This window comes from Streptomyces sp. NBC_00483, from assembly GCF_036013745.1.
Lineage (GTDB): Bacteria > Actinomycetota > Actinomycetes > Streptomycetales > Streptomycetaceae > Streptomyces.
In genome coordinates this window covers 6,333,480-6,357,341 of sequence record NZ_CP107880.1, presented here as the reverse complement: position 1 = coordinate 6,357,341, position 23,862 = coordinate 6,333,480, and the positions used below count along the sequence as shown (strand labels likewise).

General features: G+C 70.9%; 20 protein-coding genes. 11 read left to right on the top strand and 9 right to left on the bottom strand.

What is annotated here, in order from left to right; genetic code table 11:
* Positions 1–2: 2 nt before the first annotated feature.
* Positions 3–1,109, bottom strand: a complete 1,107-nt coding sequence (locus OHA73_RS28640; protein ID WP_327656471.1) for a ferritin-like domain-containing protein — start codon at positions 1,107–1,109, stop codon at positions 3–5.
* A gap of 168 nt (positions 1,110–1,277) precedes the next feature.
* Here OHA73_RS28640 and OHA73_RS28635 point away from each other — a divergent pair, with 168 nt between their 5' ends.
* From OHA73_RS28635 to OHA73_RS28620, 4 genes are all read left to right on the top strand, one after another.
* Positions 1,278–2,216: an AurF N-oxygenase family protein gene (locus OHA73_RS28635; protein ID WP_267069246.1), complete on the top strand. Its 939-nt coding sequence runs from the start codon at positions 1,278–1,280 to the stop codon at positions 2,214–2,216.
* Between the two features lie 35 nt (positions 2,217–2,251).
* The gene (locus OHA73_RS28630; RefSeq protein WP_267069247.1) at positions 2,252–2,977 is read left to right on the top strand and encodes a TetR/AcrR family transcriptional regulator; all 726 of its coding nucleotides are present in this window, start codon (positions 2,252–2,254) and stop codon (positions 2,975–2,977) included.
* Positions 2,978–3,047: 70 nt separating this feature from the next.
* Positions 3,048–3,326 (top strand): hypothetical protein, encoded by a 279-nt coding sequence (locus OHA73_RS28625; protein ID WP_266714040.1) that lies wholly within the window; start codon positions 3,048–3,050, stop codon positions 3,324–3,326.
* Between the two features lie 136 nt (positions 3,327–3,462).
* The gene (locus tag OHA73_RS28620) at positions 3,463–4,617 is read left to right on the top strand and encodes a C40 family peptidase (RefSeq protein ID WP_327656470.1); all 1,155 of its coding nucleotides are present in this window, start codon (positions 3,463–3,465) and stop codon (positions 4,615–4,617) included.
* A 287-nt stretch (positions 4,618–4,904) separates the two neighbouring features.
* Here OHA73_RS28620 and OHA73_RS28615 read toward each other — a convergent pair whose 3' ends face one another.
* The 5 genes from OHA73_RS28615 to OHA73_RS28595 form a co-directional block, all read right to left on the bottom strand.
* A complete protein-coding gene (locus tag OHA73_RS28615; protein WP_327656469.1) occupies positions 4,905–6,161 on the bottom strand; it encodes a styrene monooxygenase/indole monooxygenase family protein in 1,257 nt (418 codons plus the stop codon).
* 76 nt (positions 6,162–6,237) lie between these two features.
* The gene (locus OHA73_RS28610; protein ID WP_266714034.1) at positions 6,238–6,867 is read right to left on the bottom strand and encodes a GTP-binding protein; all 630 of its coding nucleotides are present in this window, start codon (positions 6,865–6,867) and stop codon (positions 6,238–6,240) included.
* Positions 6,848–7,306, bottom strand: coding sequence for a DUF742 domain-containing protein (locus OHA73_RS28605; RefSeq protein WP_266714033.1), 459 nt, complete (start codon positions 7,304–7,306; stop codon positions 6,848–6,850). Before OHA73_RS28605 ends, OHA73_RS28610 begins: the two co-directional genes overlap by 20 nt.
* Positions 7,303–7,770 (bottom strand): roadblock/LC7 domain-containing protein, encoded by a 468-nt coding sequence (locus OHA73_RS28600; protein ID WP_267069250.1) that lies wholly within the window; start codon positions 7,768–7,770, stop codon positions 7,303–7,305. Before OHA73_RS28600 ends, OHA73_RS28605 begins: the two co-directional genes overlap by 4 nt.
* Before the next feature lie 35 nt (positions 7,771–7,805).
* Positions 7,806–10,661, bottom strand: a complete 2,856-nt coding sequence (locus tag OHA73_RS28595) for a sensor histidine kinase (RefSeq protein ID WP_327656468.1) — start codon at positions 10,659–10,661, stop codon at positions 7,806–7,808.
* Between the two features lie 390 nt (positions 10,662–11,051).
* Here OHA73_RS28595 and OHA73_RS28590 point away from each other — a divergent pair, with 390 nt between their 5' ends.
* Positions 11,052–11,861 (top strand): protein phosphatase 2C domain-containing protein, encoded by an 810-nt coding sequence (locus OHA73_RS28590; RefSeq protein ID WP_327656467.1) that lies wholly within the window; start codon positions 11,052–11,054, stop codon positions 11,859–11,861.
* A 51-nt stretch (positions 11,862–11,912) separates the two neighbouring features.
* Here the strand turns inward: OHA73_RS28590 and OHA73_RS28585 are convergent, their stop codons facing one another.
* On the bottom strand, positions 11,913–12,413 hold the full coding sequence (locus OHA73_RS28585; protein ID WP_371591021.1) for a MarR family winged helix-turn-helix transcriptional regulator: 501 nt from the start codon (positions 12,411–12,413) through the stop codon (positions 11,913–11,915).
* A gap of 211 nt (positions 12,414–12,624) precedes the next feature.
* On the opposite strand from OHA73_RS28585, the gene OHA73_RS28580 reads away from it, so the two are divergent.
* On the top strand, positions 12,625–13,467 hold the full coding sequence (locus tag OHA73_RS28580) for a lysozyme (protein ID WP_327656466.1): 843 nt from the start codon (positions 12,625–12,627) through the stop codon (positions 13,465–13,467).
* Positions 13,468–13,565: 98 nt separating this feature from the next.
* Here the strand turns inward: OHA73_RS28580 and OHA73_RS28575 are convergent, their stop codons facing one another.
* Positions 13,566–16,451, bottom strand: coding sequence for a M4 family metallopeptidase (locus OHA73_RS28575; RefSeq protein ID WP_327656465.1), 2,886 nt, complete (start codon positions 16,449–16,451; stop codon positions 13,566–13,568).
* 148 nt (positions 16,452–16,599) lie between these two features.
* Between OHA73_RS28575 and OHA73_RS28570 the strand changes: the two genes are divergently transcribed.
* Complete coding sequence (locus OHA73_RS28570) at positions 16,600–17,631, top strand: helix-turn-helix transcriptional regulator (protein ID WP_267069255.1); 1,032 nt, start codon at positions 16,600–16,602, stop codon at positions 17,629–17,631.
* A 100-nt stretch (positions 17,632–17,731) separates the two neighbouring features.
* On the opposite strand, the gene lon is transcribed toward OHA73_RS28570, so the two are convergent.
* Entirely contained in the window at positions 17,732–20,134 is a 2,403-nt protein-coding gene (gene lon, locus OHA73_RS28565; RefSeq protein WP_327656464.1) for an endopeptidase La, read from the bottom strand.
* Between the two features lie 172 nt (positions 20,135–20,306).
* On the opposite strand from lon, the gene OHA73_RS28560 reads away from it, so the two are divergent.
* From OHA73_RS28560 to OHA73_RS28545, 4 genes are all read left to right on the top strand, one after another.
* The gene (locus tag OHA73_RS28560) at positions 20,307–20,966 is read left to right on the top strand and encodes a GNAT family N-acetyltransferase (RefSeq protein WP_327656463.1); all 660 of its coding nucleotides are present in this window, start codon (positions 20,307–20,309) and stop codon (positions 20,964–20,966) included.
* A 108-nt stretch (positions 20,967–21,074) separates the two neighbouring features.
* Positions 21,075–21,794: a spermidine synthase gene (locus OHA73_RS28555; RefSeq protein ID WP_443063138.1), complete on the top strand. Its 720-nt coding sequence runs from the start codon at positions 21,075–21,077 to the stop codon at positions 21,792–21,794.
* A 94-nt stretch (positions 21,795–21,888) separates the two neighbouring features.
* Positions 21,889–22,626 carry a response regulator transcription factor gene (locus tag OHA73_RS28550; RefSeq protein ID WP_266714016.1) on the top strand — a complete coding sequence of 246 codons (738 nt, stop codon included), beginning with the start codon at positions 21,889–21,891 and terminating at the stop codon, positions 22,624–22,626.
* A gap of 23 nt (positions 22,627–22,649) precedes the next feature.
* On the top strand, positions 22,650–23,765 hold the full coding sequence (locus OHA73_RS28545) for a HAMP domain-containing sensor histidine kinase (protein ID WP_266718868.1): 1,116 nt from the start codon (positions 22,650–22,652) through the stop codon (positions 23,763–23,765).
* Positions 23,766–23,862: the final 97 nt, after the last annotated feature.

Here is a 23,862-nt window from a genome sequence, read left to right as displayed (position 1 = left end):
GATCAAGTCGGCTTACCCGCCTCCACGGCCTCCTCCACCTCCGCCACCCGCTCCTGCTCCTCCGCCGCGAAGCGTTGGGCATCGAGTTGTTCGGCGATTTCTTCGTCCTGGGCCATGAGCTGGTCGAGGTTGGAGTTGCCCATGTCGAAGACGCCCATGTCGACGTAGGCCTGTTGCAGGCGCTTGCCCCACAGGCCGATGTCCTTGACGCACGGGACGATCCGCGAGAACAGCAACTGCCGGAACATGGCCAGGAATTCGGACTGCTCCGTGTACTTCTCCGCGTCGGCCTTGGGGATGCCGAAGTTCTCCAGGACCTCGATGCCGCGCAGCCGGTCGCGCATCAGGTAGCAGCCCTCGATGACGAAGTCCTCGCGCTCGCGCAGTTCGGCGTCGGTGAGCTGCTTGTAGTAGTCGCGCAGCGCCATCCGCCCGAAGGCCACGTGCCGGGCCTCGTCCTGCATCACGTACGCGAGGATCTGCTTGGGCAGCGGCTTGTCGGTGGTGTCGCGGAGCAGGCCGAACGCGGCGAGCGCCAGGCCCTCGATGAGGACCTGCATGCCCAGGTACGGCATGTCCCAGCGGGAGTCGCGCAGGGTGTCGCCGAGCAGGGACTGCAGGTTGTCGTTGATCGGGTAGAGCATCCCGAGCTTCTCGTGCAGGAAGCGGCCGTAGATCTCCGCGTGCCGCGCCTCGTCCATGGTCTGCGTCGCCGAGTAGAACTTGGCGTCGAGGTCGGGCACGGACTCGACGATCCGCGCGGCGCACACCATCGCACCCTGTTCACCGTGCAGGAACTGGCTGAACTGCCAGGAGGCGGAGTGCTTGCGCAGCTCGGCCTTGTCCTTGTCGGTCATCTTCGCCCAGTAGGGCGTGTTGTAGAGGGCCAGCGCGTCGTCAGGGGTGCCGAGGGGGTCGTACGGGTCGACCTCCAGGTCCCAGTCGATGCGCTTGGCGCCGTCCCACTGCTTGTCCTTGCCCTTTTGGTAGAGCGAGAGGAGCCGGTCGCGCCCGTCGTCGTATTCCCAGCTGAGGCGAGCCGAACTGGCGGACGGTACTTGCCAGTTGGACCCGTTGGGGGCCTTGGTGTACAGCTCATGCGTCGCCATGCTGGCAGGCTCACACGGTGGTAGACGCGGGGTCAACAAGTCGTGCGGAGTCCTGCGCAAGGGATTGACGGGCTTGCTGACGCGCAGTCTCATAAGAACCGAGGCGGGCGTGACCGCCAGTAACCCGCGATCGCTCGATCAACTCCCGTACGACGAGGTGGGACAGCCATGACGACCATGACGGAAGCCGACGCGCTGGCGGGACTGCGCGACGCGCTCGGTCTGCTCAAGGACCGGGAGCAGGTGGCCGAGCGGCTGCTCGACTCTTCCGCCAAGCACTCCTTCGACCCGGACAAGGAGCTGGACTGGGACGCGCCCTTCGAGGAGGGCAAGTGGTTCTGGCCGCCCGAGCTGGTGTCCCTGTACGGCACCCCGCTGTGGAAGCGGATGGGCGAGGAGCAGCGGATCGCCCTCTCCCAGCACGAGGCGGCGGCGCTGGCCTCGCTCGGCATCTGGTTCGAGCTGATCCTGATGCAGCTGCTCGTGCGGCACGTCTACGACAAGGCGGCGACGAGCGCGCACGTGCGCTACGCGCTGACCGAGATCGAGGACGAGTGCCGGCACTCGAAGATGTTCGCGCGGCTGATCTCGCGCGGCGAGACGCCCTGGTACCCGGTGGCGCCGGTCCACCACAACCTGGGCCGGCTCTTCAAGACCATCTCCACCACACCCGGTTCGTTCACGGCGACGCTGCTCGGCGAGGAGGTCCTCGACTGGATGCAGCGGCTGACGTTCCCCGACGAGCGCGTGCAGACGCTGGTCCGCGGCGTGACGCGCATCCACGTCGTGGAGGAGGCACGCCATGTCCGGTACGCGCGCGAGGAGTTGCGGCGCCAGATGGTGACGGCTCCGCGCTGGTCGCAGGAGTTCACGCGGATCACCTCGGGTGAGTTCGCCCGCGTCTTCTCCGTGGCGTTCATCAACCCTCAGGTGTACGAGAACGTGGGCCTGGACAAGAGGGAGGCCATGGCCCAGGTCAAGGCCAGCGGCCACCGCCGCGAGGTCATGCAGTCCGGGGCCAAGCGCCTGACCGACTTCCTCGACGACATCGGCGTGCTGCGCGGCGTCGGCCGGCAGATGTGGCGCTCTTCGGGACTTCTGGCCTAGCCGGTGGGCTCGATGTGCCGGTTACGCTTCGGAGCATGACCTCGGCAACCGGCACGCCCGCCTATAAGCGGCTCAGCGTCGAGGTGCGGCGGGCGCAGTTGCTCGAATCGGCGCTGTCGTTGTTCGCGCACCGGGCCCCGGAAGAGGTCTCGCTCGACGACGTGGCGGAGGTCGCCGGGGTGTCCCGGCCGCTCGTCTACCGCTACTTCCCGGGCGGCAAGCAGCAGTTGTACGAGGCCGCGCTGCGCTCCGCGGCAGACGATCTGGAGCAGTGCTTCGCGGAGCCCCCGGAGGGCCCGCTCACCGCGCGCCTGACCCGCGCGCTCGACCGCTATCTGGGCTTCGTCGACCAGCACGACATGGGGTTCGCGGCGCTGCTCCAGGGCGGCAGCGTGGTGGAGACCTCCCGTACGACGGCGATCGTGGACGGGGTGCGGCGGGCCGCGGCCGAGCACGTCCTCAGCCACCTCGGCCAGGCCGAACCGGGGCGGCGCCTGCGGATGACCGTCCGCATGTGGATCACGGCGGTGGAGGCGGCCTCCCTGATCTGGCTCGACGAGGACAAGCAGCCGCCGCTTGACGAGCTGCGCGACGGGCTCGTCGACCAGTTCATGGCGGTCCTGACGGCGACGGCGGGCCGGGACCCGCAGACCGCGGACGTAGTGCGGTACGCGCTCGCGCTGGAGTCGCCGGAGGGCCCCGTGGGGGAACTGGCGCGGCGGATACTGCCGGTGGTGAGCGATGCGGGGCATCTGCTGTGAGCCGCGCTGTGGGACGGCCGTGCGCCGCTCTGTATGACGGCCGTGCTCCGCTCTGCGTGACACTGGTGGTGTGAAGAGCGAAGATTTCCCCTTTGTCGGCGGGCCCCTCGACGGTCGGGTGCTGCCCGTGTTCGTGACCGCCACCGGGAATCCGCCCAAGGTGTACAAGGTGCCGGTGCCGGACGCCGACGGGGGCCAGGACACCGTGCTCGTGTACCTGCGGGAGGCCGTGGCCGGCGGGAAGCGGGTGCGGCTCGTGGCGAGGTGGCGTTACGTGTTCGTGCCGGACGGGAAGGTCGAGCGGACGCTCAAGTGGCCGTGGTCGAGGAACCGGTCGCCGCAGGCGTAAAGGCGGCTCGCCGGGAGGGCACCGGACGGGTGGCGGTGTTGCGCCGAAGCGAGCAGCCCGACGGGTGGGCGGCCCGCCCTTCTGTTCATGTTCACGGTGTGGGGCACAGGGGTTGCCCCGCACCGGAGGTGATCAGGTGTCAGGCAGGCTGGTGCGGTGGGTGTGCACGGTGGCCGTCACGGGAGCGCTGCTCACGCCGCTGCCCGCGAGCGCGGCACCCGGTCCCGAGCCACGCCCCGGGCCCGGCGGGACGCGCTCCGTCGCCGACCTCCTCTCGGATCTCCAGCGCCTGTACCAGGACGCCGAGGCGGCCACGGAGACGTACAACGCGACGGAGGAGGCGCTCAAGGAGCGCCGCAAATCGGCGGACGACCTCGCGAAGAAGCTGGCCGACGCGCGGTCGTCGCTGCACAGCAGCCGGACCGACGCGGGGCGACTCGCACGCGAGCAGTACCAGGGACACAGCGAGTTCTCCCCGTACCTGCGGCTCCTCCTCGCCCGCGACCCCCAGCGGGCGCTCGACGAGGGCCATGTGATGCGGCGGGCCGCGCGGGAGCGGCAGGCCACCGTCGAGCGGCTCACGGGCCGGGAGAAGAAGGCCGACACTCTGGCGACGAAGGCCAGGGGCGCGCTGGACGAGCAGCTGCGTCTCGCGGAGCGGCAGAAGAAGGAGCGGGACGCGGTACAGGGCCGGTTGAAGGAGGTCGAGCAGCTGCTCGCCTCCCTCACCGCCGATCAACTCGCGGATGTGGCGCGCCTGGAGGCGCAGGGGACGACGCGGGCGCAGCAGGCGTTCATGGCGTCCGGGGCGCTGAGTTCGACGGGCAGGGCGCCGTCGAAGGCGGGCGACGAGGCGCTCTCCTACGCCGTCCGCCAGATCGGCAAGCCGTACGTCTGGGGTGCGGAGGGGCCCGACTCCTTCGACTGCTCGGGCCTCACGTCGCAGGCGTGGGCCCATGCGGGGCGGGTGATTCCGCGGACGTCGCAGGAACAGTGGGCTTCGCTGCCGCGCGTTCCCATGTCGGAGCTGCGCCCCGGCGACCTGGTCATCTACTTCCCCAAGGCCACGCACGTGGCGATGTACCTGGGCGACGGCATGGTGGTGCAAGCCCCGCGCCCCGGCGCCCGCGTCAAGGTCTCCCCCATCGCGGCGAACCCCCTCCTCGGCGCGGTCCGCCCGGACCCGGGGTCGTCACCGATGCCCGGTTACCGTCCCCCGACCCTGCCCGAGGGCGCGAAGGCCGGGGCCGACACGGGGTACGGGGCGGCGGGGGCGCCGGGGGGCGGGTAGGCGTCGCGCGGCCCCGGGGCCCGTGGGCCGCACCGGGGCCATGCTGCGCGGAGCCGGGTACCGGCGCCCTGCCGGGGTCGACGCGCCAGGCGATACGTGCCAGGCACCGCCCTCCCTGCTCACCTCCCACCCACCCGCCCCCTCCGGGGGCCTCGGCCGCCCGGGTACCGGCACCGCACCGGGCGGCCGAGGCCCGGCGCAATCGGTGCGCTGCGCCAGTTCGAAAACCGCAGAAGCGCGCCGCCCCGGCGAACGGCGCCGCACCGATCCCCCGCCCCGCGGAGCGGTTACGCGCCCGTCAGCGAGTTCAGGTACGCCCCCGTCTTCTCCGGGTCGTAGAAGAAGTTCTCGAAGTCGGACGGGTCGTTGAAGCCGTTCGCGAAGCGGTCGGCGGCCGGCTGGAGCTGACCGGCCGCACCGATCAGGTTGAGCACGTGCTCCGGCGGAGCCTGCAGCATCGTGTTCGTCCACTTCGTGACGTGCTGCGCCGTGTCCCAGTACCGGTCGAACGCCGACTGCATCCACTCCTCGTCGAACGGCTTGTCACCGTGCTCGACGATGGAGGCGAGGTACGACGCGGCGCACTTGGAGGCCGAGTTGGAGCCCTGGCCCGTGATCGGGTCGTTCGCGACGACCACGTCCGCGACGCCGAGCACCGCACCCCCCGAGGGCAGGCGACCGATGGGGTTGCGGACCGTCGGGGCGTAGCGACCCGCCAACGTACCGTTCGCATCCGTCAGTTCGACCTTCGTGGCGCGCGCGTACTCCCACGGCGTGAACTTCTCCATCAGCTCCAGCGTGAGCGCCAGGTGCTCGGAGGGGTCCTTGATGCCCTTGAAGGCATCGAGCGGGCCGCCGGGGATGCCCTCCCAGAAGAGGATGTCCGCGCGGCCGGAGGTGGTGAGCGTGGGCATCACGAAGAGTTCGCCGACGCCGGGCACCAGATTGCAGCGCACCGCGTCGAACTCCGGGTGCTCGGGGCGGACGCCCATCCCGTGGACGTAGGCGACGGCGAGGGCCCGCTGCGGCTCGGTGTACGGGGACCGCGACGCGTCCCGGCCGAACATCGAGACCAGCTCGCCCTTGCCCGCCGAGACCAGCACCAGGTCGTACGTGCGCGAGAAGTAGTCGAGGTCGGAGACCGCCGCGCCGTGGATGACGAGCTGCCCGCCGCGCTGCGCGAACGTCTCCATCCAACCGGCCATCTTCACGCGCTGGTCGACGGACTGCGCGAAGCCGTCGAGCCGGCCCACCCAGTCGATGGCGCGCTGCGTCGGACCCGGGTCGTGCGAGCCAGGGGCCGCCACCGAGACGCCGAGGCCCTCGATCCTCGGGGCCTGCGACTCCCAGAAGTTGAGCTGGAGGTCACGCTCGTGCTGGAGCGCCGTGTGGAACATGCACTGCGTCGACATGACCCGCCCGGAACGGATCTCGTCGGCGGTGCGGTTGGACATCAGGGTGACCTCGAACCCCTGGGTCTGCAGGCCGAGGGCGAGCTGGAGGCCGGACTGGCCGGCTCCCACGACGAGTATCTTCCGCGACATATGAGACTGCCTTAACTGCCGTAACTAATGTGTGGGGGGCGGGGCTTGACCACTATGCGGGCACGGTGCCGGGCGACTACTCGGGGGTCGCGTCCAGGGCGTGGCCGACCAGCGCCAGGAGCGTCTCGATCGCCGCGATGCGGCGCCGCGCGTCCATGATGAGCACCGGTACGTGCGGCGGCACGGTGAGCGCCTCCCGTACGTCGTCGGGCGCGAACTCCGCCGTACCGTCGAAGTGGTTGACGGCCACGACGTAGGGAAGTCCGCAGCTCTCGAAGTAGTCGAGCGCCGGGAAGCAGTCCTTCAGGCGGCGGGTGTCGGCGAGCACGACCGCGCCGATCGCGCCGCGCACCAGGTCGTCCCACATGAACCAGAACCGCTGCTGCCCCGGCGTGCCGAACAGGTACAGGACCAGGTCGTCGTCGAGCGTGATGCGGCCGAAGTCCATGGCGACCGTGGTCGTGGACTTGCCCGGCGTCGCGGTGAGGTCGTCGGTCTCCTCGCTCGCCCGGGTCATCAGCGCCTCGGTCTCGAGGGGCTGGATCTCGGACACGGCCGACACCAGGGTCGTCTTGCCGACGCCGAAGCCGCCCGCCACGATGATCTTCGTGGCGACGGGGGCCCGGGTCTTGTCTGTCTGCCAGGCCTGCAACTGCTCTTCTTCTATGGGCAGTTCGCCGAGCAGTTCAGAGGCGGCGGAGTCCACTCAACACCCTTTCGAGGAGCGCCCGGTCCGGCTGTCCGGGTCCGTGGCCTGTTCCGTATACACGGATCTTTCCCTGGTCGGCGAGGTCGCTGAGCAGCACGCGCACCACACCGAGCGGCATCTTCAGCAGCGCGGCGATCTCGGCGACCGTCCGCATGCGGCGGCACAGCGCCACGATGGCGCGCATCTCCGGCATGACGCCGGCGAGCCCGCCCTTGCCCAGCTCGGGGCGGTCCTCAGGACCCTCGATCGCCGCCGTGCTGGAGATGAACGTCTCCACGAGCAGCACATGGCCGAAGCGGGTGCGGCCGCCGGTCAGCGAGTAGGGGCGCACGCGGGCGGGCCTGCGGTCCCCACCGCGCACGGGCAGCCTGCTCGCGCCGAACGCCCTGCTCGTGCCGTTCGTACTGTGTGCACTGCCTGAAGTGCCGGGGGTCATCGGGTGGCCTCCATCGACTGGCGCAGCTCGCTGCGGAGTTCGGGCGTCAGGACGTGCCCGGCACGGCCGACGAAGAGCGCCATGTGGTACGCGATGACACCCATGTCGCAGTCCGCGGCGGCGTGCACGCCGAGCAGCGAGCCGTCGCTGATCGACATGACGAAGAGGCTTCCCTCGTCCATCGCGACCATCGTCTGCTTGATGCCTCCGCCGTCCATCAGCTTGGCGGCGCCGATGGTCAGCGAACCCAGCCCGGCCACGATGGCCGCCAGGTCGGCGCTCGACCCTTTGGGGCCCGTGCTCGGGTCCGTCGCCGGGGCCGCGTCGTGCCGACCCGGGTCGGAGGAGAGCAGGAGCAACCCGTCGGACGAGACGACCGCGACGGACTGCAGTCCTGGCACCTCCCCGACCAGGTCGGTCAGCAGCCAGTGAAGATTGCGTGCCTCGCTACTGAGACCGTTCATTCCCTTTAGTCCGTTGAGTGCAGGGGTGGGCGCAGTCAACTGCTTGCCTCCTCGGCTGTGTCCCCCTCATTTTCACTTCTACGTCCAGGGTTCTCGGCGAACTCCGCCGTCACGTCACGACGCCCTGCGGTGGCGCCGCGGTGGAACCCGCCGAGCTTGCGGCGCAGCGCTTCCGCGTCCACGGAGCCGGTGCGCGGCTTCGGGGCGGAGGCGGGGGCGGCCACCTTCGGCGTGCGCTTGGGCAGGCCCTTGGCGGTGACGCGCTCGGCCGGTTCGGGCTCCGGGGCGGGCTCGGGCGCGGGCTCCGGTGCGGACTCCGGTACGAGCTGTTGGTCGAGCAGCTCGGGGTGTCCGGCGGGCCTGTCGTGCTCGTCGTACTCACCGTGCTCGTCATGCGGCGCGCGCGGGTGCGGCACCTCGGCGACGGGCTCGGGGGCCGGCTCGGGCTCCGGGGCCCGCTCCGCTTCGGGCTCGGGGGTCGGCTCCGGCGGGACCGGCGTGCTCAGCGCCATGGTCGTCTCCGCGGGGGTCTCCGCAGGGATCTCCACGGGCGGCTCGACCGAATCGACGGAATCCGTGGAGTCGGTCGAGTCGAGCGAATCGGTGGACTCGCGCACGGCCTGCTCGGCCGCCTCGATCAGCGGGTCACCGTACGCCGGAAGCACGTGCTCCGGCTCCGTACGGCCGTACAGCTCATTGGAGTTGGCCTCCGCCTCGGAACCCGCGAGACGGACCGCGGGCGCGGCGCCGGGCACCAGGACGGCGGGCGGCACCGACGCGGCGGGCGCGGCGGCGAAGAGCGAGGCGGGCAGCACGGCGACCGCCGCCACCCCGCCCTGCTTCTGCTCGCGCAGCCGCACGCGCACCCCGTGCCGCACGGCGAGCCGCGCGACGACGTAGAGGCCGAGCCCGAACCCGTCGACGTCCTCGGGGTCGTGCGCCTCCTCGGCGGTGAAGGACGAGAGCCGCGTGTTCAGCTCGCGCATCCGCTCCTCGGTCATCCCTATGCCCTCGTCCTGGACGGAGAGCATGACCGAGCCGCTCTCCAGGAGCCAGCCGGAGACCTCGACGGAGGCGTCCGGCGGCGAGAACGACGTGGCGTTCTCCAGGAGTTCGGCGATGAGGTGGCTGAGGTCGTCTGCGGCGAACCCGGCGAGGTGTGCGTGCGGCGGCAGCGCGGCGATGCGCACCCGCTCGTAGCGCTCGATCTCGGAGACGGCGGCGCGCACCATGTCGACGAGGGCCACGGAGCCGCCGTGCTGCGGTCCGCGCTCGGTGCCCGCGAGGACCAGGAGGTTCTCGCTGTGCCGCCGCATGACGGTGGCGGAGTGGTCGAGCTTGTAGAGCGTGGCGAGCCGGTCCGGGTCCTGCTCGCGCTCCTCCAGGCCCTCGATGATGCCCAGTTGCCGCTCGACGAGCCCGAGGGTGCGCAGCGCCAGATTGACGAACGTCCCGTGGATCGAGTGCTTGACCCGGTCCAGCTTCCGGGCGGTGTCGGCGAGTTCGCCGCGCAGCCGGTCCCGGTCGTCCGCCATCCGCTGGCGCTCGCCGACGAGGTGCTTGCGGTCGGACTCCAGGGTGCCGATGCGCCCGTGCAGCCCCACGGCGTGCGCATGCAGGGCGTTGATCGAGTCGACGACCTGGGCGAACTCGTCGTTGCGGCCGGTGAACTTGACCGGGTCCTCGGCTGCGGGGTCGCCCGCGACGCGCGCGGAGCCGATCCGCAGCGCGGCGAGCGGCCGGGTCAGCGAGCGGGCCGTCCCCATGGCCACGCCGACGGCGGCGAGCAGACAGACACCGACGAGCGCGATCCGGATCTCGAGCGCCGTCACGTCGTCGTCGCGCAGCTGCTCCAGGCGCTTGACCCGCTGGTCCCCGAGCGCGGCCTCCGCGCCCCGCATGAGGTCGATGCGGGCGGTGAGGGCGGCGTCGACGCTCTTCTCGTCGTAGCGGAGCTCGCTCGCGCTCAGCGTCGGGGCGTCGGCGAGGTTCTTCAGATACGCCTCGGCGCGCGTGGCGTCCGGGCCCGTGACGGTGGAGTCGTACGCGGTGACCGCCGCGGTCGTCCCCGAGTCGTGGAAGTCCTCGAGCGCGGCCTGCTCACGGACCCTGGCCCGCTGGCCGGCGGCGCTCAGGGCGTCGCGCTGGCCGCGGGCGGCGGAGGACTCGCCGACGACCGCCTCGCGCAGGCCGGTCGCCGGGTCGACCTCCGTGGTCGTGGTGCGCGGCACGGTGAGCGCGGCGAGCAGCAGGCCGCGCGCGGCGGACGCCTGCTCGACGGCGCGGTCCAGGTCCGCGAGGGCGTAGGCCCCGGAGCCCGCGCGCACGGGTATGCGCTCGGCCAGATCCTCGGCGCGCGCGTGCAGTTCACCGATGGAGCGCGAGTACGCGGTGTGCGCCTCCAGGGCGGAGCCCTTGCCGGTGAGGGCGGAGCGGCGCACGGCGGCGACGTCGTCGAGGGTGCGGCGCAGCGCGGTCGGCGCGTCCACGCGCAGCTCGTCGACCTGCCGGTCGACGCGGGCCCCGCGCTCCTCGCTCAGGCCCTGCCCCTTGGACCGGCCGGCGGCGATGAAGCGGGTGACCTCGTCCCGCTCGTCCGCGAGCGCGTGCGACAGGGCGAGCGAGCGCTGTGTCTGCTGGGCGTCGTCGACGAGGGTCTGCGATTCGCTTACGCGGTCGGAGGCGCCGACGAGCACCGGTGCCCCGGCGCCGACGACGGCCGCGGCGACCACGGCCACCGCCACGATCAAGCGGTTGCGGACCCGGGCACGCTTGCCCCGGCCGGAACCCGTGCGGCTCACCTCGGGCGCCTGGCCTGGGTCGACATCACCCGACACACCCAGCCCACTGGCCCCATTACCGCCGGAGGTGTTCCCCACTGATGCTCGCATTCCTGACTCGTCCTACCCCATGGGTCCGGGTGACGCTGCGTCAACACTCGTGACCCTCCTGGCCTGGCCCCCGACCCTTCCAGTGCCGGTGAGCAGGGGGCGCCCATCACCTCGCCCGCCACCCGAAGGAGTGAACATCGAGCGGGAGTTGGGGAGCAAGTTCCCGTGTCACGATCACCCTCCGTCAACCGCGCGCGGGTTGGACGTCTTCGGCGGCCTTTGGCAGGATGCCCCGCCACACCCCCGACGGAAGTGATCATTCCGCGCAAACCCGGCGCTCAGGGGCTCCTCCGGGCCGCTGCGGGATCTGCACGGAATCCCTACGGAACGGCTCGGCCCAACTCGCGCCGTGGCACCGCTCCGTGAGGGTGCCTCATGCAGACTGACCGCATGCGCATCGAACTGACCACCGAGCCGGGCGCCGCCGAGCGACCGAACGAGGACTACGTATCGATGGCCGCACCGGCCGCAGGGCACGGTGGATCACTCGTCGTCCTCGACGGGGTCACTCCCCCGGCGGCCGACGTCGGCTGCCGGCACTCCGTCCCGTGGTTCGCCGCCCACCTCGGCGGCGCGCTGGCCGAACTGTCCGTTTCGCGGCGCGATCTGAGCCTGACCGACGTGCTCGGCGCGGCGATCGCCCGCACCGCTGACGCCCATCGGGACACCTGTGACCTTTCTCACCCGCGCACTCCGCAGGCGACCGTCGTACTCGCCCGCTGGGACGCGGAGCAGGTGGAGCATCTGGTGCTCTCCGACTCGGCGTTGCTCGTCGAGGCCCCCGACGGCACGGTCACGCCGCTGCTCGACGAGCGCCTCGACCGGGTCCCACGCGCCAACCTCGTCTCGAACGAGGTGGCCGATGCCACGGTGCGCAACAAGGAGGGCGGCTTCTTCACGGCCGCCGCGGATCCGTCGGTGGCGCGGCGCGCGGTGACCGGCACGCTTCCCCGGTCCGGGGTGCGGGCGCTCGCCGCGATGACGGACGGCGTGACGCGCTGGGTGGAGAAGTTCCACGAGGGCGACTGGACGGACCTGTTCACCCTCGTACGCAAGGAGGGCGCGGAGGCGGTGGTGTCGCGGGTCCGTGCCCTGGAGGACGCGGACGCGGAGACCCGCACGTTTCTGCGCCGCAGCAAGACCCATGACGACGCGACGGTGGCGTACGTGGAGCTACATTCAAGCCCCGCCGGCGATTGAGGCGCGGGGTCCGGGGCAGAGCCCCGCAACCGCAACGCCGGTCCCGCAAAACTATTCGGCCCCGGCATTCAACTGGTGCAACAACCTCGCCAACTCCGCGACCTCACGCCGATCCCACCCGTCCAACTGCCGCACGTACCGCATGCGCCGCGCATCCCGTACACGCCCAAAGTGCTCGCGCCCGAGCTCGGTGAGCGAGACCAGCCACGCCCGCCCGTCCGCGGGATCCGGCTCGCGGTCGAGGAAACCGAGTTCCTCCAGGGCCCGCAGCTGGCGGCTCATCGTCGCCTTGCCGACGCCGATGTACCCGGCGAGCTCGGTGGCCCGCTGCGCCCCGCACTCCTCCAGGCGCACAAGCAGCCCGTACGCGGCCGGCTCCAGGTCGGGGTGGACCTCGCGGGCCATCTCGCCGGAATTGGCCCGGGCCCGGCGCAGGAAGACGGTCAACTCGCGTTCCAGGGCGAGGAACTCGCCGTCCACAGCCGTCGGCGCGGCAGCGGGTCGCGGTTCGGTTTCCGCGCTCCGCCGCCCGCCGTTTCCGTCTTCGCCCACGTCAGCACCTCTGAAAGTTTTCGCCCACCACGGTCATCACCGCAGTTCCACCAGTATTTCGCAGGAGTAGACCAACGGCACACACCGACCCCTCTTCCCACCGCGGGTCTACGTGCGTAGCGTTTTCACCGCTGCCAGTCATGGCATGCACACACCATCAAGCGCACCGGCGCCACCGCACGTCACCCCACGTCGTACTCGGAGGCCGCTCATGCCCGTGCACAGACCTGTCATCACCCGCCGCAGACGCAGCAGCACCCGCCTCGGAATCGCCGGCACCCTGCTCGCGGCGCTCTCCCTTCTCCTTGCCCTGCCGGGCGCGGCGCAGGCCGCCGACGTCCCCGCGCGCGGCGAGGCCCACATGGGCATGGGGGTCGCCGAACACGACGGCGTCGGTTCCCTGCCGCCCACCAACGGCGTCGCCGCCACGCAGACCGAGGGCGTCGACGTCTCCAGTCACCAGGGCAACGTGGCCTGGTCGACGCTCTGGAACAGCGGCGTGCGCTGGGCCTACACCAAGGCCACCGAGGGCACGTCCTACACGAACCCGTACTTCGCGCAGCAGTACAACGGCGCGTACAACGTGGGCATGGTCCGCGGCGCGTACCACTTCGCGACGCCCGACGGCTCGGGCGGCGCTGCCCAGGCCAACTACTTCGTGGACCACGGGGGCGGCTGGTCCAAGGACGGCAAGACGCTGCCGGGCGCGCTCGACATCGAGTGGAACCCGTACGGCGCCGCCTGCTTCGGGAAGACGCAGAGCGGCATGGTGACCTGGATCCGGGACTTCCTGAACCAGTACAAGGCCCGCACGGGACGCAACGCCGTCATCTACACGGCGACCAGCTGGTGGACCCAGTGCACGGGCAACTACAGCGGCTTCGCCGCCAACAACCCGCTGTGGATCGCCCGCTACGCCTCCACCGTCGGCACGCTGCCGGCCGGCTGGGGCTACCAGACCATGTGGCAGTACACGTCGACCGGTCCGACGGTCGGCGACCACAACAAGTTCAACGGCGCGCTCGACCGCGTCGTGGCACTCGCCAACGGCTGAGTCCTCAAGAACAGACGAACAGACAAGCAGACGAGCAGACGGCGGCCGGGCTTCCCCCCTCCGGGAGTCCGGCCGCCGCCTCGTTCAGGTGGGTCCGGTCAGCACTTGCCGGCCGGCCTGTCCCGCTTCACGAGATTCGTGTAGCCGGTGGTGCCGTCGAGCCACAGCACGCGCTGCCCCTCGTCGGCGGCGGCGTACGCCTGGTCGCCGCGGTTGCAGGAGACGCGCTGCGCGCCGCCCTTGCCGTCGGGGGACACCTGGACCAGCTTCGGCAGCGTGTCGTTGGCCCAGTCCGTGGCCGGCGGCAGCGTGGTGACGCTGACCGCGTCGTCCGAGGCCGTCAGCGAGTACGCGTAGAGCGAGCCGGTGCCGGACTCCGGGGTGAGGGTGAGCGGGTTCTTGCCGTCGAGGCCCGCGCGGCGGACCGCGGCCTGGCCGGTGTCGGTGCCGTCGTTGTCCTCGATCCAGAACACGCCGTCGTCGGTGATCGCGGTCTGGCCGATGCCCACCGTCTTGGTGGCGTCGGTGACGGGCATCGTCGTCTTGGCGCCGGTCGCCCCGTCGAAGACCTCGACGCCGACCGTGTAGTTGCCGCTCGCGTCGGGGGCGACCTTGGCGTAGGCGATCTTGCCGTCCTTGATGGAGGCCAGGCCCGAGACGTTGTAGGGACGGCCGCCGTCGACCAGGCCGGCCTCCCCGGTCTTCATGTTGACGTACCGGACGTTCGTGACGCCGAACTGCGGGTTGAACGCGGTGTAGGCGACATAGTCGCCGTCCACGACGAGCCCGGAGACGTCGCTGCCGATGCCGTCGACCTGCTTCGCGACACCGCCCTTGACCGGCCGGGCCATGATCCTGATGCCCGTGCTGCTGTAGTCGGCCCACACCACGGTCTTGCCGTCGGTGTCCGCGTAGACGTTGTAGTCACCGTTGTTGGCGCTCATCAGCTGGGGTGTGCCCTTGCCGGAGGTGTTGCCGAGCCACACCGAGTACGGCTCGCTGCCGTCCTCGTTGGAGTTCGAGACGGCGTACTTGCCGCCGCCCGCGCCGACTCCGGTGTTGTAGATGTTGACCTTGGACAGGATCGTGTCCGTGTCGACGCCGAGCGCCTTCTCCCAGCCGGGCACGATGCCGTGGGCGTCGAAGGAGGTCTTGACCGTCTTCAACTGGGCCTTGGTGACGCCCAGTTCCTGCGCGGCGGCGACGACCGCGGCGCGGCCCTCGGTGAAGCCGTCGAGCGGGGTCATGTACGCGGACAGGGCGCGGTAGACGATCTTGTCGGCGAGGTCGCCGCCGAGGTCCTGGCGGATGTCCCACAGGGCGCCGGAGAAGATCGTCGAGTTGAGGTGCACGCCGCCGTTGTCACCGCGGTAGGTGACGCCGATGAAGTCCTTCGACGTGGTCTTGCCGTCGTTGAGATCGCGCAGCGCGCAGTCGCGCGGGGCGAGCGTGGTGCACAGGTCCTCGCCGAGCAGACCGGCGTCCGGATCGTCCATGGACTGGCCGTTGGCCTCAAGGTCGATGGCGTTGCCGAAGTAGTCGGCGAGGCCCTCGTTCATGGCGCCGGACTGGCCCGCGTAGACGAGGTTCGCGGTGTGCTCGACGACGCCGTGGGTCATCTCGTGGCCGACGACGTCGGTGTCGGCGGAGAACGTGCGGTAGTCGCCACCGCCCTGGCCGTACACCATCTTGGTGCCGTCCCAGAAGGCGTTGTTGTACGGGCCGCCGTTCTGCGTCACGCCGACCAGGGAGTAGATGTAGCCGTCCTTGCCGTCGAGACCGGCGCGGCCGAAGTGGTTCTTGTAGTAGTCGTAGACCTTGCCGGCCGCCCAATGGGCGTCGATCGCACCGGAGTTGGTGAAGTCCTCGCCGAGCTCGGGGGTGTCCGACTGGAACGTCTTGATGCCGGTGGGCCAGACGCCGGACGCGGAGGCGACCTCGCGGCCGCGGGCGTCGTAGGTCGACAGCATGGGGCCCGCGTACGGGGAGTCGGCGGCCCGCCTGCCGTAGTCGATCATCTGGTAGACGCCCTTGGTGTCCTTGTACAGGTTCACCTCGGTCTTCTCGCCGTTGTAACGGGTGCCGGTGCCCTTGACGACGAGCTGGTCGGCGGCGGTGGTGGCCGCGTCCCCGCCTGTGGGCGCCTCGTCGGTGGCGCCGGTCGCCGTGCCCGTGGCACCGAACGTCTTGATGCCGCTGTACTGCAACAACGGGAAGCCGGAGCGGGCGTCGACGTAGACCTCCTGCTTGACCGGCGAGCCGTCGGCCGGGCTGACGCCGGTGACGGTGATGTGCCGGGTGAGCACGCCGGAGCCCTGCGGGAGGATCGTGACGCCGGTGGCCTTGCCGGTGAGGTTCTTCGCCCCGGCCTTGTCGCCCTTGGCGGGGGCGCGCAGCGTGCCGCCGCCGAGCTGCGTGGTGACGGCGGCGATCGCGCGCTGGACGGCGGTCTTCTCGGACACCTTCGGGTCGACCGTGGCGAGCTTCAGCTCGGTGAAGTACTTGCCGGAGGTACCGGTGACGGTCCGCTCGCCGCCCTTCTTCTCCATCCGGACGACGTACTCGCCGCCGAGCACCGTGACGCCCTGGTACTTCTGCTGGAGCCGAACGGTCTCCCGACCGCCCTCGCTCCGCGTGCTGACGGTCGTCAGATCCTTCGAGGACGTGTCCGCGATGTGGTACCGGCTCTTCTTCGCCTTGAGGTGACCGCGCGCGGCGTCGGCGGCGCTGCCGGTGGCGGTGGCCTGCTCGTTCAGGTCGGTCACGAGGGCCGGGGTGTCCGTGTCGGTCCCCGCCACCACGGACGTGTCGTCGGCCGCGGCGGCGGTGGCCGCCTGGGCGGCCGGCACCCCGATCACCAGCAGTCCGGCGACGGCGAGCAGCGCCGCGACGCCCTGACCGACGGATATGCCGCCGCTCCTCTGCCCTGACCTGTTGCCGGGTCTGCCTGCTCTGCCTGATCTCCTGCGTGCTGCACTCCGCACGGTGCCCCTCCGGTGTCACTGACGCGTGAACGGATATCGGATGCGGCCATGCAAGTACCGGAGCGGGTGTGCGAACAATGCGTTCCAGGTGCCGACTTGTGTACGTGCCCACTTGTGTGGCCTGCACGGATCAACCGAAAATCCCCTGGTGACATCGGCTGGGCACGACGACGCGCAGTGGCAGGCCCTCGGCCTCGGCGAGAGCGAACTGAGGGTCTACGAAGCGCTGCTCGGCGCCGCCGACTTCGCCTCGCGGGCGGCGCTCGCCCGCGCGACCGGGCTGCCCGCGCGCCGCGTCGCGGACGCCCTCGACCACCTCGCCGAGCGCGGCTGCACGCTGCCGTCGCCGCGCGGCGCCGCCCTCCCGCTCGCGGTGCCGCCCGCCACGGCGCTGCGCAACCTGATCCACCGGCACCAGGCGGAACTGCTGCGCCGCTCGGCCGAGTTGGAGGACCTGACGGGGGCGGTGGACCGGCTGGCGGCCGGGTTACTGACCGCCACGCCGGGGGACGTCCGGGCGATGGGCATCGAGACGGTGCGCGGCGGCCGGGCCATCGCGGAGCGCGTCGCGGCGATGCTGGCCTCCGCCACCACGGAAGTGGCGCTGCTCGACCGCCCGCCGTACGCCTCGAGCCAGCCGGACGGCATGCCGACACCGCTCGACGTGGCGGCCCCCGTACGGCGCGGGGCGCGGGTGCGGGTGGTGGTGGACCGGGAGGGCCTCACCTTCCCGGGGCGCGCCCGGGGCCTCAACGACCTTGCCACGCAGGGCGTTCAGATCCGGGTGGGCAAGGACCTGCCGACGAAGCTCTTCACGGTGGACCGCAGGGTGACCCTGCTCCCGCCGACGGACGCGGCGGACCCGACGGCCTCGGCACTCGTCGTCAGCGACTCCCTCCTGAGCCACGCCCTCGTCCCCCTCTTCGACGCGGTGTGGGAGCGGGCGGTGCCGATCGGCGCGGACTCCCCCGACGAGATCACGGACGAGGACCGCGAGCTGCTGACGCTCCTCGCCTCGGGCCTCAAGGACGAGGCGATCGCCCGCCGCCTGGACGTCCACGTCCACACGGTGCGCCGCCGCATCACCCGCCTGATGACGATGCTGAACGCGCAGACGCGCTTTCAGGCGGGGGTGCGGGCGACACTGCGGGGCTGGCTGACGCAATCAAGCCCCTCTTAGCGCGAGAGACAGCGGCGCCCAGGGCCAATCAAGCCCGCTCTTTGGACGAGAGCCAGCGGGGCCTGGGGCAGCGCCCCGAGACCCCAGCCCCGTCGCAGGCTCACGCGGCGACCGGCACCGCCACTTCCGCCGGCGCCAACGCCAGCTCCAACACCTGCCGCACATCGTTCACCGGGTGCACCTCCAACTTCTCCAGCACCTCCGCCGGAACATCGTCCAGGTCCGCCTCGTTCCGCTTCGGGATGATGACGGTCGTGATCCCGGCCCGGTGCGCGGCCAGCAGCTTCTGCTTGACGCCGCCGATGGGGAGAACGCGCCCGGTCAGGGACACCTCACCGGTCATCGCCACATCCGTACGGACAAGGCGGCCGCTCAGCAGCGACGCGAGCGCCGTCGTCATCGTGACGCCCGCGCTCGGCCCGTCCTTCGGGACCGCGCCCGCCGGGAAGTGGATGTGCGCGCCGCGCTCCTTCAGGTCGGTGACGGGCAGCTCCAGTTCGGCGCCGTGCGAGCGCAGGAAGGAGAGCGCGATCTGCGCCGACTCCTTCATGACGTCGCCCAGCTGACCGGTGAGCGTGAGCCCCGCCGCACCCGTCTCCGGGTCGGCGAGCGACGCCTCCACGAAGAGCACGTCACCACCGGCCCCGGTGACCGCGAGCCCGGTCGCCACGCCCGGCACGGACGTGCGCCGCTCGGCCGGGTCCTGCGCCGACTCCGGCACGTGGTGCGGTCGCCCGATCAGCGAACGCAGATCACCCTCGCCGACGGTGAACGGCAGCTCCCGCTCGCCCAGTTCGTGCTGCGCGGCGACCTTGCGCAGCACCCGCGTCACGGACCGCTCCAGGTTGCGTACGCCGGCCTCACGCGTGTACTCGCCGGCCAGCTTGCGCAGCGCGTCGTCGCCGATGGTGACCTCGTCGGCCGCGAGACCCGCGCGGTCCAGCTGGCGCGGGACCAGGTGGTCGCGGGCGATGACGATCTTCTCGTCCTCGGTGTAGCCGTCGAGACGCACGAGTTCCATACGGTCGAGGAGGGCCTCCGGGATGGCCTCCAGAACGTTCGCGGTGGCGAGGAACACCACATCACTCAGGTCCAGTTCGACCTCCAGGTAGTGGTCCCTGAAGGTGTGGTTCTGGGCCGGGTCGAGGACTTCGAGCAGGGCCGCGGCCGGGTCGCCGCGGAAGTCGGAGCCCACCTTGTCGACCTCGTCGAGGAGGACCACCGGGTTCATCGACCCGGCCTCCTTGATGGCGCGCACGATGCGGCCCGGCAGGGCACCCACGTACGTACGCCGGTGGCCCCGGATCTCCGCCTCGTCCCGTACGCCGCCGAGCGCGACGCGGACGAACTTACGGCCCATCGAGTGCGCGACGGACTCGCCGAGCGAGGTCTTGCCGACGCCGGGCGGGCCGACGAGCGCGAGCACGGCGCCCCCGCGACGGCCGCCGACCACGCCGAGGCCGCGGTCCGCGCGGCGCTTGCGCACGGCCAGGTATTCGGTGATCCGCTCCTTCACGTCGTCCAGGCCCGCGTGCTCGGCGTCGAGGACGGCGCGGGCGCCCTGGATGTCGTACTCGTCCTCGGTCCGCTCGTTCCACGGCAGTTCGAGGACGGTGTCGAGCCAGGTCCGGATCCACGACCCCTCGGGCGACTGATCGCTCGCCCGCTCCAGCTTCTCGACCTCCTTGAGGGCGGCCTCGCGGACCTTCTCCGGGAGGTCGGCGGCCTCGACGCGGGTGCGGTAGTCGTCGGACTCCTCGCCCTCCGACTCCCCGTTCAGGTCGCGCAGCTCCTTGCGCACGGCGTCGAGCTGGCGCCGCAGCAGGAACTCGCGCTGCTGCTTGTCGACGCCTTCCTGTACGTCCTTGGCGATGGACTCGGCGACGTCCTGCTCGGCGAGGTGGTCGCGCAGGTGGCCGGTGGCGAGCTTCAGCCGCTCCACCGGGTCGGCGGCCTCGAGCAGCTCGACCTTCTGGGCGGTGGTGAGGAACGGCGAGTAGCCGGAGTTGTCGGCGAGTGCGGAGACGTCGTCGATGGCCTGGACGCGGTCCACGACCTGCCAGGCGCCGCGCTTCTTCAGCCAGTTCGTGGCGAGCGCCTTGTACTCCTTGACGAGTTCGGTGACGGCACCCGGCAGCGGGTCCGGCACTTCCTCCTCGATGGTCAGGCCCTCCACCCACAGGGCGGCGCCGGGACCGGTCGTGCCGGCGCCGATGCGTACGCGGCCGACGCCGCGGATCAGCGCGCCGGGGTCGCCGTCGGCGAGGCGGCCGACCTGCTCGACGGTGCCGAGCACGCCGGTGTTCGCGTACGTCCCGTCGATACGTGGAACAAGCAGCACCTTCGGCTTGCTGGGTCCAGTACGCGCGGCGGCCTGCGCGGCCTCCACCGCGGCCCGTACGTCGGTGTCGCTGAGGTCCAGGGGCACCACCATTCCGGGCAGCACGACCTCGTCGTCGAGCGGCAGCACGGGCAGGGTGAGCGGTGTGGACGTCGAAGCCATGATCTCCCCTTTGGCAGTCAAGTTGAGTTACATGGACTCAATGCCCGGGAGCCTTCAGATGTTCCGCCCCACCCGTTCGCTGTCAGCGATCACGCCTTCCGACCCTGGCGGCATGGCATATGTAATACCTACTGGGCCAACGCGGGTCTTACGCCGAAGGGTGCGTGCGGACATGACGACAGTGACGGGCGAGGAACTCGTACGGAACTGGATCGACGGCTGGATCGCCTCGCGCGGCGCCGCTCCCCCACTCGTCGAGCCCTGGGGTTACACGATTCATGTGGGCCTGCCGGAGCACGTGAGCCGGCACGTCATCGGCGCCACGAACGACGCCGTGCGCGAGGAGGTCGTGCGCAAGGTCGCCGAGTCCACGCGCGGCCGCGGCACGCACCTCAAGGTCTTCGCGGACCCGGAACGGGTACTGCCGTGGCTCGGCCCTGAATGGGAGCCATACGGGTCGGACGACTTCCTGATGTCGACGGAACTGACCCCGGCCACCGCGCCCCCGGCCCCCACCGGCTACATCCGGCACATCTGGACCCGCGCCGGCGTCACCCGGGTCCTGCTCACCGACACCACGGGCACGTTCGCGGCGCGCGGCCAGATCGCCCCGACCGGCGCGAGCGCGGTCGTCGACCAGATCGAAACCTCGGAACACCACCGCCGCAAGGGCCTCGGCCGCGTGGTCATGGCCACGCTCCAGTCAGTGGCCCACACCCAGGGCGCAACCCGTGCGGTCCTGGCGTGCACCCCGGAGGGCCGGTTCCTCTACGAGTCGGTGGGCTGGCACATCGAGGCGCCCCTGACGAACGCGAAGTACGCGGGCACATAAAGCAGTTGTGGCACTGCGTGGCCTGGTTCGGTTCACCCTCTGTGACGAGCGCCATGTGAGACGTGGGCCACAGAAAATGCCCGCGGGTCACCCACCTCGTCGGCCACAATGGCGGCCATGACGACCCTGCACCACCCCGGTCCACCCGTCGTCCTCGATCGCCGCGAAGGCCCCTTCGGCGAGGTGGTCCTGCGCCGTCACGGCGACCTGCTCCAGATCATCGCCAACGGCACGTTCCTGATGGACACCTCCGACGGCCGCTCCGAGCGGCGTCTCATCGACTCGGCGCTCGCGGCCCTCGACGGCCGCGCCGACCGCACCGGCCGCACCGGCCGCAAGAAGCCGCGTGTCCTCATCGGCGGGCTCGGCGTCGGCTTCTCCCTCGCGCACGCCGCCGCCGACCCGCGCTGGGGCCGCATCACGGTCGTCGAGCGGGAGCCCGCGATCATCGACTGGCACCGGCAAGGCCCGTTGCGCGAGCTGTCCGCAGAGGCCCTCGCCGACCCTCGTACCGACATCGTCGAGGCCGACCTCGTACGGCACCTGCACACGGCGACGGACACCTACGACGCGCTCTGCCTCGACATCGACAACGGTCCGGACTGGACCGTCACCGAGGACAACGACACCCTTTACGGACCCTCAGGCCTCGCCGCCTGCAAGGACCGACTCGACCCGGGCGGGGTTCTCGCCGTATGGTCCGCACAGCCGTCAGCAAATTTCGAAGAAACCTTGCGGAATGCCGGTTTCCAGGCGGTGCGCACCGAAGAGATCCCGGTTGTCCGGGGCGTCCCTGACGTGGTGCACCTCGCCCTGAGGCCCACGTAGCCGACCGGCGGTAACTCCCCGTACGCTGACGTCCGAAACCCAGATCATTCAAGCGTCAAGCGCGTCACGACGGCGCGCATTCAGGGGCGGGGCGATGGAGCAGACACACACCTCCCACAACACCACCACGACGACCCAGGGAGCCCAACGACGGGTCCTGGTCGTCGAGGATGATCCGACGATCGTCGACGCCATCGCCGCCCGACTGCGCGCCGAGGGATTCCTCGTGCAAACCGCGCAGGACGGCCCGGCGGCGGTGGACACGGCCGAGGCCTGGCAGCCCGACCTGCTGATCCTCGACATCATGCTGCCCGGCTTCGACGGCCTCGAGGTCTGCCGCCGCGTGCAGGCCCAGCGGCCGGTGCCGGTCATGATGCTGACCGCGCGCGACGACGAGACGGACATGCTGGTGGGGCTCGGCGTCGGCGCCGACGACTACATGACCAAGCCGTTCTCCATGCGGGAACTCGCGGCGCGCGTGCACGTGCTGCTGCGCCGGGTCGAGCGGGCCGCGCTGGCCGCCACGACACCGCGCAGCGGCATACTGCGGCTCGGCGAGCTGGAGATCGACCACGCGCAGCGCCGCGTGCGGGTCAGGAGCGAGGACGTACACCTCACTCCCACCGAGTTCGACCTCCTCGTGTGCCTGGCGAACACGCCGCGCGCGGTCCTCTCCCGTGAGCAGCTGCTCGCCGAGGTGTGGGACTGGGCGGACGCCTCGGGCACCCGCACCGTCGACAGCCACATCAAGGCGCTGCGCCGGAAGATCGGCGCGGAGCGCATCCGCACCGTGCACGGCGTGGGTTACGCACTGGAGACGCCGAACCCGTGAGCGGCGGGGACCGGAACCGGGCAGTGGGCGGGCGGCCGCACCGGCCGCCGTTCAACCCTCAGTGGGCGTCCGGCGGTCTGCGCCCCTTCTCCGTCAAGGCGAAGCTCGGCACGCTCGTCGTCGTCTCCGTCTTCATCACCACGGGCCTGCTCATGGTGGCGATGTACACGGCGACGGAGCTGCGCTTCATCACGGTGTTCTCGATCATCGCCACGCTGCTGATCACGCAGTTCGTGGCGCACTCGCTGACGGCCCCGCTCGACGAGATGAACACGGTCGCCCGGTTCATCTCCAACGGCGACTACTCGCGCCGGGTGCGCGGCGCGGGCCGGCGCGACGAGATCGGTGACCTCGCGGTCACCATCAACCGCATGGCCGACGAGCTGGCGGCCCAGGACCAGCAGCGCAAGGAGCTCGTGGCCAATGTGTCGCACGAGCTGCGCACGCCCATCGCCGGCCTGCGCGCGGTCCTGGAGAACGTCGTCGACGGGGTGATGTCCCCCGACCCCGAGACGATGCGCACCGCGCTCAAACAGACGGAGCGGCTCGGCCGCCTCGTCGACACGCTGCTCGATCTGTCCCGCCTGGACAACGGCGTCGTGCCGCTGAAGACGCGCCGCTTCGAGGTCTGGCCGTATCTGTCGGGCGTCCTGAAGGAGGCCAACATGGCGGTCTCCCAGCGCGCCGGAATCGCCTCGGGCTCCGGCACCCATACGCGTACGGACGTCCATCTGCACCTCGACGTCTCGCCGCCCGAGCTGACGGCGCACGCCGACCCGGAGCGCATCCACCAGGTCGTCGCGAACCTCATCGACAACGCGGTGAAGCACTCCCCGCAGCACGGCCGCGTCACCGTGCTCGCCCGGCGCGGCCCCTACCCCGAGTCGCTCGACCTCGAAGTGCTCGACGAGGGCCCCGGCATCCCGCAGTCCGAGTGGCACAAGGTCTTCGAGCGCTTCAACCGGGGCGACGCCGACTCCGGCAGCGACAAGGGCAAGGGCGACGGCGGCACGGGCCTCGGCCTCGCCATCGCCCGCTGGGCCGTGGAACTGCACGGCGGACAGATCCGGGTGGCCGAATCCGAGCGGGGCTGCCGGATCAAGGTCACACTTCCGGGAGAGTCCGGAACGCAAAGTTGACGTAGGGTTTCGGTCAGGCAAGGGTCAAGAGCGCGCCGGGCAGACACGAACACGCCGGGCGCGCATGCGAACGTACCGAAACCCCGCTTGTTTCCCG